This is a genomic window from Nostoc sp. FACHB-888 (assembly GCF_014696655.1).
GTDB lineage: Bacteria > Cyanobacteriota > Cyanobacteriia > Cyanobacteriales > Nostocaceae > Nostoc.
The window spans coordinates 37288-48858 of sequence record NZ_JACJQM010000024.1 but is presented as its reverse complement, the minus strand read 5'-3'; the positions used below and the strand labels follow the sequence as shown (position 1 = coordinate 48858).

Annotated in this window: 12 protein-coding genes and 17 tRNA genes; 5 read left to right on the top strand and 24 right to left on the bottom strand. The window is 43.9% G+C overall.

The annotated features are described in order from the left end of the window. Positions 1-77: 77 nt before the first annotated feature. Entirely contained in the window at positions 78-329 is a 252-nt protein-coding gene (locus H6G26_RS16935; RefSeq protein ID WP_190730351.1) for a hypothetical protein, read from the bottom strand. 237 nt (positions 330-566) lie between these two features. Beyond that, positions 567-1235 (bottom strand): site-specific integrase, encoded by a 669-nt coding sequence (locus H6G26_RS16930; protein WP_190730350.1) that lies wholly within the window; start codon positions 1233-1235, stop codon positions 567-569. A 259-nt stretch (positions 1236-1494) separates the two neighbouring features. On the opposite strand from H6G26_RS16930, the gene H6G26_RS16925 reads away from it, so the two are divergent. Continuing rightward, positions 1495-1812: a hypothetical protein gene (locus tag H6G26_RS16925; RefSeq protein WP_190730349.1), complete on the top strand. Its 318-nt coding sequence runs from the start codon at positions 1495-1497 to the stop codon at positions 1810-1812. 430 nt (positions 1813-2242) lie between these two features. Here the strand turns inward: H6G26_RS16925 and H6G26_RS16920 are convergent, their stop codons facing one another. Continuing rightward, entirely contained in the window at positions 2243-3316 is a 1074-nt protein-coding gene (locus tag H6G26_RS16920; protein ID WP_190730348.1) for a hypothetical protein, read from the bottom strand. Between the two features lie 1950 nt (positions 3317-5266). On the opposite strand from H6G26_RS16920, the gene H6G26_RS16915 reads away from it, so the two are divergent. Beyond that, positions 5267-5860: a ParA family protein gene (locus H6G26_RS16915; protein WP_190730347.1), complete on the top strand. Its 594-nt coding sequence runs from the start codon at positions 5267-5269 to the stop codon at positions 5858-5860. After that, on the top strand, positions 5857-6201 hold the full coding sequence (locus tag H6G26_RS16910) for a hypothetical protein (protein WP_190730346.1): 345 nt from the start codon (positions 5857-5859) through the stop codon (positions 6199-6201). The genes H6G26_RS16915 and H6G26_RS16910 overlap by 4 nt, the downstream gene beginning before the upstream one ends. 273 nt (positions 6202-6474) lie before the next feature. Here H6G26_RS16910 and H6G26_RS16905 read toward each other — a convergent pair. From H6G26_RS16905 to H6G26_RS16810, 20 genes are all read right to left on the bottom strand, one after another. Beyond that, positions 6475-6557: transfer RNA gene (locus H6G26_RS16905), tRNA-Ser, on the bottom strand. A gap of 93 nt (positions 6558-6650) precedes the next feature. Next, positions 6651-6724: transfer RNA gene (locus H6G26_RS16900), tRNA-Ala, on the bottom strand. A 5-nt stretch (positions 6725-6729) separates the two neighbouring features. Next, a tRNA-Arg gene (locus H6G26_RS16895) sits at positions 6730-6801 on the bottom strand. Between the two features lie 6 nt (positions 6802-6807). Next, positions 6808-6883, bottom strand: a tRNA-Val gene (locus H6G26_RS16890). A 5-nt stretch (positions 6884-6888) separates the two neighbouring features. Next, positions 6889-6959 (bottom strand) — tRNA-Gly (locus tag H6G26_RS16885). Positions 6960-6964: 5 nt separating this feature from the next. Beyond that, positions 6965-7037: transfer RNA gene (locus H6G26_RS16880), tRNA-Thr, on the bottom strand. Positions 7038-7133: 96 nt separating this feature from the next. Further along, positions 7134-7207: transfer RNA gene (locus H6G26_RS16875), tRNA-Leu, on the bottom strand. A 6-nt stretch (positions 7208-7213) separates the two neighbouring features. Then, a tRNA-Lys gene (locus H6G26_RS16870) sits at positions 7214-7288 on the bottom strand. A gap of 6 nt (positions 7289-7294) precedes the next feature. Then, positions 7295-7369: transfer RNA gene (locus H6G26_RS16865), tRNA-Lys, on the bottom strand. A 4-nt stretch (positions 7370-7373) separates the two neighbouring features. Then, positions 7374-7451 (bottom strand) — tRNA-Leu (locus H6G26_RS16860). A gap of 20 nt (positions 7452-7471) precedes the next feature. Beyond that, a tRNA-Leu gene (locus tag H6G26_RS16855) sits at positions 7472-7545 on the bottom strand. Between the two features lie 6 nt (positions 7546-7551). Continuing rightward, positions 7552-7625: transfer RNA gene (locus H6G26_RS16850), tRNA-Pro, on the bottom strand. A gap of 1 nt (position 7626) precedes the next feature. Continuing rightward, positions 7627-7704 (bottom strand) — tRNA-Leu (locus tag H6G26_RS16845). A 5-nt stretch (positions 7705-7709) separates the two neighbouring features. Beyond that, positions 7710-7783 (bottom strand) — tRNA-Gln (locus H6G26_RS16840). 85 nt (positions 7784-7868) lie between these two features. Next, positions 7869-7942, bottom strand: a tRNA-Arg gene (locus H6G26_RS16835). A gap of 3 nt (positions 7943-7945) precedes the next feature. Then, positions 7946-8022, bottom strand: a tRNA-Glu gene (locus tag H6G26_RS16830). A gap of 3 nt (positions 8023-8025) precedes the next feature. Next, a tRNA-Asp gene (locus tag H6G26_RS16825) sits at positions 8026-8100 on the bottom strand. Positions 8101-8300: 200 nt separating this feature from the next. Then, positions 8301-8822 carry an HNH endonuclease gene (locus tag H6G26_RS16820; RefSeq protein WP_190730345.1) on the bottom strand — a complete coding sequence of 174 codons (522 nt, stop codon included), beginning with the start codon at positions 8820-8822 and terminating at the stop codon, positions 8301-8303. A 436-nt stretch (positions 8823-9258) separates the two neighbouring features. Next, complete coding sequence (locus H6G26_RS16815; protein ID WP_190730344.1) at positions 9259-9456, bottom strand: hypothetical protein; 198 nt, start codon at positions 9454-9456, stop codon at positions 9259-9261. Further along, positions 9446-9775: a hypothetical protein gene (locus H6G26_RS16810; protein WP_190730343.1), complete on the bottom strand. Its 330-nt coding sequence runs from the start codon at positions 9773-9775 to the stop codon at positions 9446-9448. The genes H6G26_RS16815 and H6G26_RS16810 overlap by 11 nt, the downstream gene beginning before the upstream one ends. Before the next feature lie 163 nt (positions 9776-9938). Between H6G26_RS16810 and H6G26_RS16805 the strand changes: the two genes are divergently transcribed. Beyond that, positions 9939-10400, top strand: a complete 462-nt coding sequence (locus H6G26_RS16805; RefSeq protein WP_190730342.1) for a hypothetical protein — start codon at positions 9939-9941, stop codon at positions 10398-10400. Continuing rightward, positions 10397-10792: a hypothetical protein gene (locus H6G26_RS16800; RefSeq protein WP_190730341.1), complete on the top strand. Its 396-nt coding sequence runs from the start codon at positions 10397-10399 to the stop codon at positions 10790-10792. Before H6G26_RS16805 ends, H6G26_RS16800 begins: the two co-directional genes overlap by 4 nt. A 136-nt stretch (positions 10793-10928) precedes the next feature. On the opposite strand, the gene H6G26_RS16795 is transcribed toward H6G26_RS16800, so the two are convergent. Continuing rightward, the gene (locus H6G26_RS16795; protein WP_190730340.1) at positions 10929-11159 is read right to left on the bottom strand and encodes a hypothetical protein; all 231 of its coding nucleotides are present in this window, start codon (positions 11157-11159) and stop codon (positions 10929-10931) included. Between the last annotated feature and the right edge of the window lie 412 nt (positions 11160-11571).

Below are 11571 nucleotides of genomic sequence, written 5' to 3'. Positions count from 1 at the left end.
ATGTCGTCATATCTCCATTTCCCGACATCCAGCCCAACCGGAGACAGCATAGCCAAGCTAGCAGCCGATCTCAACGTTTACTCGTCAAACTCATCAATTATTAGCGTCTTAAAGCTCTCTGTTAACTGCTGCCAGAGTAACTCAATTTCCTCATAGCACTTCTGTGAAGAAATCTTTCCCGAAGTCTGTAGATTAGAGAGATGACAGACACGTTCAGAAAATTCTTGAAGATTGGCATTGAATAAAAAATTTTGAGGCGTGTACTTACCAAGATATCGATAGCGCTGGTAGATAAAATTGTTCTTGTCTATTTGATTGTCGTTATCCATATAAGAATCTTCTTAGTACAAATCTAGGCTTAAGTAAGTCGGCACGATAAAACCCATGTATGTTTAGTTGAGTAAAAACTGTGGAATGGCAAATTTATAAGCTATTCGCTGATTTTACATATTGTTACATAGCTTAGTTTTTTAACGCCGATTTACTTAGTTTTTTCACGTTGCTTTTACATTTACATCTACATATAGTATTAAAACACCCGCTTTTGAATCGAAATCACTTAATTTTCAATAGTCTTTGGTCATTTTTGTAAGTTGCACGTTGTTCTGAAGTTCATATTTATCGGTATCTTTCCCAACTGGCGATAGCATAGCCAAACTCGCCGCCGCACCCAACACCTGCTCGTCAGTCACTTCTAAATATCTCTGTAACTGCTCCAAATTCCGATGCCCTGAGATTTCCTGGATTACTCTCAAGGGTATTCCAGCATTTGACATTTGACTTAATGCGCTACGCCGAAAACTATGGGTCGATACGCCAATTATCCCAGCTTGTTTGCAAGCTCCTCTCAAAATCCTAGCGGCTGAGTCTTCGCTGATGTGTCCATCACTGCGACCGGGGAACAAATAAATCTCTCCGGCCAGTGGGTAGTATTCAACCAGTAACCGCCGCAAGTCTTCAATCACTGGGATTGACCTAGTAGCCAGCTTCCCCTTCGTGTTGGACTTTCTAATAACCAGCCGGGGTCTGACATTGCCCTTTGGTGTGTAAATGTCTTGGGTGAACAGGGTACAGCATTCACGGATACGGCAAGCACTAAACAGGCAGACACCGAACAAAGCGCGATGGCTACGCCCGCCGCAGGCATCGCGGTTATTGTCCAAGCCATCGCTGAAAATTCGCTGTATCTCTGACTGTGTGAGAACCTTAGCGCGTCCGTGCCGATTGATTTTCATCGTTAGACTGTAGACCCTGTGATCCACAGCCTACAACGATTTGACCGTAATTAGTGGTGAGTTAAGCGATATCGACACAATCAGTAGTTAGTTTTCGATCGTCACGACGTGCCACCCTTGAAAACGACCTCAGAAAATAAATCATCGACCCCGACCCCGACCCCGTGCCGACAGGTAAGGGGTTTTTCACTAATTGTTACAATAGGCGAGATGGCTTCTATTTTATAGTCCTTTGAAAGAGATAGTTGGGATTAACATTATGCATGAAGTTTCAAAGCCGACTATAGAGCAAGCACAGAAACACGCTCAACAATCAATTGAGCATAGTAAAAAGATACAAGAGTTGGCTAAGAGTTTAGAAACAAATGACCAAATAGAGCCGGAAGAAAAAGAACGTATCAAAGCGTTTGCAGAAACCATGCACGAACACGCGCAGCAATTTCAAGATTTGGTGGACAGACTAACAGAAGATCCTTCAACAGAGTTGTATTCAGAAGCAATAACCGAGCATATAAAGGTAAATGAAGCTCATATCAAAGCAATTGAAGAGTTTCAAAAGATACAGCAGGAAGCTTAAATAAACCGCGTCCACCTTAAAAACTGTAGTTCTTTCCGTATGAAAAGAAAAAAAACGTAAAAACGCTGTTTAAGGGGCTAAATAAGCAATCGTACAGAAAGTTACGCTAAGGCTGTAATCCATACTGGATAAGCATTCTACAAATCGATATTTTTCGCAATTCTCGATGTACCAATTAACCTATAGGCTATTTGGTGCAACAATTTAATACGGCACAACAAGGCTTTGAAGCTTCTAAATTTCAGAGACTTTAATTGGTACAGTTTTATTTCTAGCGATCGCAGTATGAAAGTGGCTCATCAAGTCCTTAGCGTAACTTTCGGTATCATTGCTCATTTGACCCCGCTCCTATTTAGACCGAGAAAGTTTTATTACAGTCTTTGCACAGTAGTCTATATTTCCAACTGCTGATTGATTGGATAATATGCTGCTAGCTTCCCCCTGGTAGCGCAAAGTTAGGTGAGCTGATCGGTCCGGGTACCTTCCACGGACCATTGTTTTCCTTCCAAATCACGTTCACAGCACCATTGTTACCAACAGCAAATACCTCAAGTTGATCGTTGAGAGGATAATACGCGGCTGTGATATTTGCCCCCGGTGGCGCAAAGTTAGGTGAGCTGATCGGTCCGGGTACCTTCCACGGACCATTGTTTTCCTTCCAAATCACGTTCACAGCACCATTGTTACCAACAGCAAATACCTCAAGTTGATCGTTGAGAGGATAATACGCGGCTGTGATATTTGCCCCCGGTGGCGCAAAGTTAGGTGAGCTGATCGGTCCGGGTACCTTCCACGGACCATTGTTTTCCTTCCAAATCACGTTCACAGCACCATTGTTACCAACAGCAAATACCTCAAGTTGATCGTTTAGAGGATAATACGCGGCTGTGATACCTGCCCCCGGTGGCGCAAACTTAGGTAAGCTGATCGGTCCGGGTACCTTCCACGGACCATTATTTTCCTTCCAAATCACGTTCACAGCACCATTGTTACCAACAGCAAATACCTCAAGTTGATCGTTAAGAGGATAATACACCGCTGTAATATTTGCCCCCGGTGGCGCAAACTTAGGTGAGCTGATCGGTGCGGGTGCATTCCACGGACCGTTTTTTTCCTTCCAAATCACGTTCACAGCACCATCGTTACCAACAGCAAATACCTCAAGTTGATCGTTGAGAGGATAATACACCGCTGTGATGTTTCCCCTCGGTGGCGCAAACTTAGGAGCAGTAAGCTTTACCGGAGCTTGCCATTCAGCGTTATTGGCTTTATACAGTAGATTAACCGCCCCGTCATTGCCAACGAAAAAACTTTCAAGTTGTTCATTGAGTGGATAATAAACCGATGCGTCACTTGCTCCTTCTGTGGAACCGATAGGAGCGTTGACTTGGGCGACAGTTATAACTGCACCAACAGTAATGGGGTCTGCTTTTACTAAATTGGTTGTTAAACCAACTCCCAAGAGTAGAAGAGATATTGTCGAGAATACAATTTTTTTAACCATTTTTCTTGAAAGGAGAGATTAGTTGTAGAGCGACGAATTATTTGACCGCAGCGACAAATTATAAGTCAAGTTCTTCATGCCTGTAAGCTTTACTGTTAGGGCATCTAATTTTTAGGATTTCTGATATGAAGTTGTAGAAATCGCTTGGATAAGCGATGCAGAAGGATTTAGATTGGTGACAAATAATTTGTCGTTATGGTCAAATAATTCGTCGCTCTACATAACGAGAAGTTGTTAAACATTTTATCTCCTTTGCATCTTTATCAAAAGTGAAAATTATTTCATGTTAAAAAATGCTTATTTGTTCAATAAGCTTACTACTCTAGTAATATATAAAAATTTTAAATACTCAAAAAAATATTGATACTTTTTTTAGAAAAACTTAAAGGTTTTATATACGCTCTAATGGACTTACATCATCGTATATTAAGCTGGGTGGCCGCCGAGATACGGATACCGTTTGCGAATTCCCTAAGCAGCTAAACTGAACCGATTAGTTCAGCAATGAAACGATTGAGAACCTTCTGAGCAGTTTTATACCCAGTAGCTTGCTTACCTAACTTCAGTTCAGACAAAACACGGTCACGTCAAATTTCAAGTTCTCTTATCGTTGGCAACGCAACAGACTGTCTTTGGGGTAAAGACAAGATACGCGCAAAATTTATCACGATGTAAAGTTGTGTAAAGTAGCCATGTATTGATGTCTTGAAAACATTCAAACATTGCCTAGTTTGGCTTATTTTAGGCAATGTTCTGAGCGCAACTGAGCGGAAGAATAAGGTTTGAGCCTTCCTTGACAAGACCCTTCAGCTTCTGTTTTCGGCAATATTTTCTAAGTTGGGACAGATAAGCTCGAAGTGTTCACTAGGCTGAAAGCCAAACTAGGCAGACTTTTCTCTCATATAGACAAAGGCGATAGCGATAAATTTGTTACAAAAACTTTACATAGTGATAAATTTTGCGCGTATCTTGTCTTTACCCCAAGATGAGCCGTATTAAATCGTTGCACCAAATAATCTATAGGTTATTTGGTACATCGAGAATTGCGAAAAATATTGATTTGCAGAATGCTTATCCAGTAGAGGTTACAGCCTTAGCGTAACTTTCTGTACGATTGCTCATTTAGCCCCTTTAACCCGAAGATTTCCCCAACACTTCCAACCCTCCGACATTTCCCTGCCCTAGAAAGACATTTACAGCACTTGGGTAGGGATTTTGATGTGTAGTTTGGAAGGCTTAAAGGGCGTGTAGCTCGTTGTAGACCTTGTAGCGTCGTTGTCTAAGTTGTCTAAGTTATGTAGTATTGTCTAGGTCGATCCGGTAGGCTGCGATCGCCTCTATCCTTTAAGAATAAGAAGCGATGCCTACGGCGGTAAACTACGCGCTTACATATTGATGATTACGTCATCCTACTTCTGTGGCTGATTTGGGGGAAGTTGACAAGCCCCCCTTTGACTACTATACAGCGCTATAGAGACAAATTTGATACAGTATCCATTAAAATCCTTCTCCGTAAACGGAAAGGGATACAATATCCTACTGCATACAGGCGTAATCAAAAGTATGCAACCGTATACAAGCGCTTGCACCTGTAAACAGGACTCTGTAGAAGACAAGCGCTTTCGCGGAGCCTTCCATAGGCAAGCTAGAAGGAGCGATCGCTTTGTCAATCAACTGACTTTTAATTGAATATTTAAGTATTTGCGTTACCTAAATCTTTTATGTAACCGTACCACTAAAATTTCGGCATCAATGCACTGTTTCCAGATTTTTGGATTTTCGCGTACTCAAATATTCAAATCCTTAAATATGTAAGTATTTAAAAGCCTGAGCAGAACTGGTACAGTAATAACATTCGCAGACTAAGTTTTTGAGTACGCAAAAACTTAGATATTTAACAATTCAAGTTTTCAGCATTTGAAAAACTCAATAAATATTTAAGATATTACCATGATCATCACAGTTGCATCCTTCAAGGGAGGGGTGGGGAAAACCACAACAGCAGTCCACCTAGCTACTTACTTACAAGCCTTTGGGGAGACACTTCTTATTGACGGCGACCCAAACCGTTCTGCTAGCGGTTGGTCAAAACGTGGCGCTCTGCCTTTCAAAGTGATTGATGAGCGGCAAGCTGCAAAGTATGCGAAAAATTACCAGCACATTATCATTGACACCCAAGCAAGACCACAACAGGAAGATTTAGAAGCACTGGTGGAAGGATGTGATTTACTTGTGCTGCCCACCACCCCGGATGCCTTATCGCTTGATGCCCTGATGCAAACTGTTACTACTCTCAATTCGTTAGGTGCTGATAAATTCCGCATTCTTATTACTCGCGTTCCACCTAAGCCCCGGCGAGATGGAGAAGAAGCAAGGGCAATGTTAACTGAGGCTGGATTACCTCTATTTAAGGGTAGTGTCCGTGATGCAGTTGCCTTTCAAAAAGCCGCGTTAGCTGGTGTACCAGTTAACAAAATTCCTGACCCACGCGCCAAAATTGCTTGGCGAGATTATCAAAGCATCGGTCAGGAGGTGATCAAGTGAGCAAGTTCAAAGGTATTTTGGATGCAGCAAAGGGTCGTGAACCTGAACCGGAGCCAGAAAATCAAAGCCAGGATACAGAAATTCACTTGCCAGAAGTTCAACAACCTGAAAAGGTACAACGAAAGCCAGTTGCTCAATTGCAAAGCGAACCGCCAAAACGGGGACGACCCAAAGCCAAACGCTCTAACCCTGACTATGAGCAAGTAACGGCTTACATTAAAAGAAATACTCACACAGCAGTCAAAATTGAACTGTTAAAGTCCAGTCAGAATGGCGAAAAGCGGGAGTTTAGCGAACTTGTTCAAGATTTACTAGAGCAATGGCTAAATTTGCGTACCTGAAATTTCAGATATTCAAAAAGTTGAAAAGTTAAGTTTTTAGATATTTGAGCTTTTGAGTATGTGGCTTGAAGGCGATGCCTGCGGCGAGCGTAGCTATCGCAGTCCAGTAAAAGCTGAATGTGGCGATGCTTGTTGGCAAGCAAGCCACTGCGCGTCTATGTATGGCTTGCACTGCTTCTCAAAATCCTTATGAAAAATCCATCTGGGAGGTACTGCCCCTCAATAATCTGTGTTATCAGCACAGCGCCTCACTTTTCGGCTTCAGGTGGAAGGCGGAAGATGGAGGAATTGAACCCCCAGGTGTTACCCTGCTCTAGTTTTCAAAACTAGTTGCCCTCCCTTGAGCAGCATCTTCCATATAAACAAGGGGTATCTGAGGAGACTTGAACTCCCTAATGACTGGTTCCACAAACCAGCGCCGCGACCGCTTTGGCTTCAGATACCAAGAGTGGATACTGGTCGGATTTGAACCGACATCTTTCTACTTGCAAGGCAGACGCTTTCCCAGTTAAGCTACAGACCCATGAGCAGGAGTGGTAGGGGTCGAACCTACATTGGTCGATTTAGAAGATCGATGCCCATCCATTAGGCGACACTCCCATAAATTGGTAGCCCCGGCAGGGATTGAACCCGCGACTTCCTCTTTGTAAGAGAGGCACTCTCCCAACTGAGTTACAGGGCTAAGAAAGCGATCGACGAGATTTGAACTCGTACCTAGAGTTTGGAAGACTCAAATGCTGCCATTACACCACAATCGCATTGAAGCTGGTGACAGGAGTTGAACCTGCAACCTACTGATTACAAGTCAGTTGCTCTGCCAATTGAGCTACACCAGCACTAATTTTGGTGACAGGGGCAGGAGTTGAACCTGCCAATGTTCAGGTTATGCAGCCCCACGAGCCACCGTTGCTCCATGCCCGCATATTCACCAATACCCCTGACTGGATTTGCACCAGCAACTTCCAAATTTTAAGTTTGGCACCTCTTCCACTTGGGTTACAGGGGCAAAATTTGGTGGGCGCTACAGGGGTTGAACCTGTGTTAGCCTGATTAAGAGTCAGGAGCATAACCGTTCTGCCAAACGCCCTATTGTTGGTGGGTCGCCCAGGGGTTGAACCTGGATAAGTCCGCTTAAAAGGCGGCTGCATATCCGCTCTGCCAACGACCCAATTTGGTACTCCCGACAGGAGTTGAACCTGTAAAAATTCCGTCCCTCAAACGGAAGCGTTTACCGATTTCGCCACGGGAGCATGGTTGGGCAATTGCCCAGTACCCTTGGTGGGAGTCGAACCCACAAAATCTGGTTTCTAAGACCAGCACGTTTGCCAGTTTCGTCACAAGGGCAAATGATCGGAATGGTAGGATTTGAACCTACAACCTTCAGCTCCCAAAGCTGCCGCGCTACCAAGTTGCGCCACATCCCGTTGGTACTCCTGACGGGAGTTGAACCCGTACACAGACTGTTTTTGAGACAGCCGCCTCTTCCAGTTGGGCTACAGGAGTATAGGCTGGGAAGGAAGGAATCGAACCCTCAAACTTCGCATTCAAAGTGCGACGGCTTTGCCTATTTGCCTACTTCCCAATAAATGGCTGCCCCAGCAAGAGTCGAACTCGCACAATCGGTTTTGCAGACCAACACCCTACCATTAGGCGACCTGGACATACTACGAGGACGACAGGAATCGAACCTGTGACCACTTGCCTCGGAAACAAGCGCTCTTTCCGACTGAGCTACATCCTCATTTGGAAGCCTTGACGGGAGTTGCACCCGCTTCTCGGTGCTTGAGAGGCACAGCGACTTGTCTATTTGTCCACAAGGCTACACGGGGATGACGAGACTTGAACTCGCGGCTTCCTGTTCGACAGACAGGCACTCTTAACCAACTGAGCTACACCCCCAAATGTGGCATCCTATTAAGTTTTCATGGTTCAGAAGTGTTTGCGCTATGCCTTTTTGAGAGGCTGTAGTGCATCACTACATATATACTACATAGTGTGTTACAAGATGTCAAGGGCATACTACAAACTTTTTGAAATAACTGAGAGGGCAGTGTTACGTAATCGAGCTTATTGCCTTCTCTGACTAGGTTTGAAGTTAATTACTCGTTCTCACTTAAGCGTTGTGCGTTCCAAAACTGTTCGGCAAATGCTACTGCTGGGTGAATTGGGGCTTTAGGCTTACTTTTGAGAACCATTCCAGCTTCATGAGGTAGGCGATCGCTCTTAGTTGAATTACACTTCTCACACGCAGTTACAACGTTGTCCCAACTGTGCTGCCCACCTTTTGAGCGGGGGATTACATGGTCAAGCGTCAGACGCTTGCTGCTGCCGCAGTATTGGCAGGTGTGGCTATCACGCTTGAGTACCTCACGCCGATTTACAGGTGGTACTTTCCAATGGCGTTCGGGATTACCAACGGTCAAGCGAATATGTTCGGGAACTTGTAGTACAACGCTGGGTGAGCGGACTTCCCACTGCTTTGTAGTGCCAAAATTCAACGATTCTGCCTGACCTGTGACTAACAGCACGATTGCTCGTTTAATGTTGATACGTGCCAGTGGTAGGTAGTTCTTAGAGAACACCACCACCGAATTTTGTAATATGTGTGGTTGAGCTTGCATCACTGATTCACTCCTCAAAAAATAACCCCCGCCTCTGAGATTCAGGAGCGGGGGTCAGGTAGTTGATACTTTTTGCCCTATGTTGGTGCTGTAAGACATTTGCACCTCCCGCTTTGGATAAGTTGATCTAGATTCAGCCATCCGGCAAGTACTCCCAAAATACCTTCACTTGCAGATTTATCGCCGTCGAACAGATACATTCCCTCAAACGCAAGCAGCGCGAATACTCTGCCTAAACCCTTGCTGGGTCGGCAATGCATTGCGCTACTAATGGTTGAGGAAAATTGGCGTATCATCGAATTTTGTAGTATTTGTAATCAAGACTAATTTTAATAATACAATTGTAGTATGTATTTGTCTACTACACACTTCTAGGGGATGAGCATCGCAGCACCAATGCCTTGAAGGTGGAGGCTAATTTTGGTTTTTTGCGTACTCAAAAGTGCAAATACTCAAAGAGATTCTTTTTCTTAGAGGAAACTTTGAATTGATGCGATAAATGAGGGACATGAGAGCGATCGCACTCCCAAAGAGCGATCGCCATGCATCCTCTAAGAAAATTGTTAATTGAGAGTCTGGGCGATCGCTTCCCAATCTGGTCTAAAGTTTTCCCCTTCCATGAACTAGCCCTCATCCCCCGGCTTATACTCTAGCCCTTCACCCTCACCAGGGACTATTTTTTGAGCAGTGTTATTAAGAATTTGCTCCCACATTTCATCAAAGGTAATACCCCGCTTTTTGGCTAGATACTCCACCCGCTCTTTGATTAACTTATCCCGCTCCTGAAGCTTGGCACATAGCAGGGATTGAGCTTGCACAACCTTAGTACGACCGTTTACCCATGCGTCCACAGTCAGCACATCATTGTAATATTCCCCCAAACCGGGGATAGCTAACCTTTCATCCTTTCTGGGCATTTCGTCCTTTCTGGGAAATATCTCTACTGCATCCATATTGCTACCTAAGCGCTGCTATTGTGCCAAATCTGCCCCAGAATTGGCACAAAAAAGGTTTATTCAAATACTCTATCCCGTATTTGGGTCAAATACGGTACAATTTTGCCCATATTTGATAGGATGCAAGAGTACATAAGATATATTTAAATCCAAGTCAAAGATGAATTTTCGTCAAGTTATTGCCATAACAACAAGCCTTGTTCTATCTGGGACTAGTTTATATAAAGGCCCAGTTAACGCGAATCCTGCGGTACTTGCACCCGCCGCTTTTTGTGCAGGCACGGCTGGGGTAGGATGTGTGCTTGTTGGAGTTGCTATTATAGGTGGCACTGTTTACTATGTCTGGCAATCTGGGGACGGAAAGCATTATGCAGCAGATGCAAATGGAGAGATTAACAATTCTGAGAGATTGGTTGGTACAGCGAAGCCTTTGCAGAGTTCAGCTATTTCTGGAATAGAAGCAGCAAAACTAGGAGATGCTCACTGGGCTAATACTGTCACCGACTGTTACAAGATTGGTAAAAAGTTAGGTAAAACACTCAAGAGACATCACATTGCTGTTGGTGGTGGATACTGGTGTATTTTCCCTGGAGAACAAACAAGTTTTGGAGATAACAGATGAACTTGCAAGAATTACAACAGTTCAACGAGCTAAGAGGCGACACGCTATTAACATCCATCCTGACTTTTCCTAGCTTTAATGCACCAGGATATGAACTTACGGGTGGAATGGAGGTTTGTTGTGGAGTCAATGATGCAATTGCTGAGATTGAGCCTATAGTCTGGACTGCTGGTTACAAAAACAACCCGGAACATGAATGGAAGCTGGTTAGCTACGAGGTGTTTGTACCTCAAAAAATGGTTTTAGTAGCTCCTGACAATATGCATTCGTGCGAAACTGCAACAATACATAATGCTGTCATATTTTGCTATTACAGTCCGATAAAACCAGAAGTAATTAACCAGTTGATTCAACAAAATCAACCTTGGGTTTTAGACAAGAGTAATAGTTAAAATTAAGATTCTTTTACTGCGCCCAATAGATACAATTGGCAATTCCTCACTTATCCCTCCAGTGATGTCAGTCTTAGGCTGGGAGTGGATAGGTAAGGGGAGTTGAGGGGTTATAGGGTGGGAGTTTTTTGAAGCTTTACTCAATTTCAGTTTCTTCAGACGCTCGAACGCCGCTATCATCTTGCACGGTTTGGAGAACTGATTCCAGACGATAACCAGCCTCACGAAGATAATATCCAGCCGCACCCACGTCTTCAAACACGCTGTCAAATTGGGGATGAGTTGAAGGAAAAATCTTTCTCAGGCGATCGCTGATTCCTGAGAGTTCTTGCTGAATTGCGATTAGTTCTTGAGTATCATCATCCATACTTATTCACCACAAAGATAGCTGCCCCGGTGAAACATTTGATTTCCCAACCCTATGGTATAAAAGGTGACAAGCACTGCAAAGAGCTATAAGGTTGCCTCTATGGTTATTTGCTGGATTTCTGTCCCAATGATGTACCTGTAGCGTGTACACTCTGCGTTTTGAACGTGTTAGATGTGATGTTTTTTCACCAGGGGGTATGCAGTGTAACCCGCACTTTTGACAACGCCACTGGGCTTGTTGCTTAACTGAAGTGGCAATTTCCGACCAATTATCTGGATATAGAGAATGGGTAAACGTCATCAGTCTAATTAAACTAAAGCTTTGAGAATTGTAATGCTTTCTAGCAGTACGAAAGCTTAACCAAATTCATTCATACATATAGGGGATGGCTCCGCCCGCCGCAGGCATC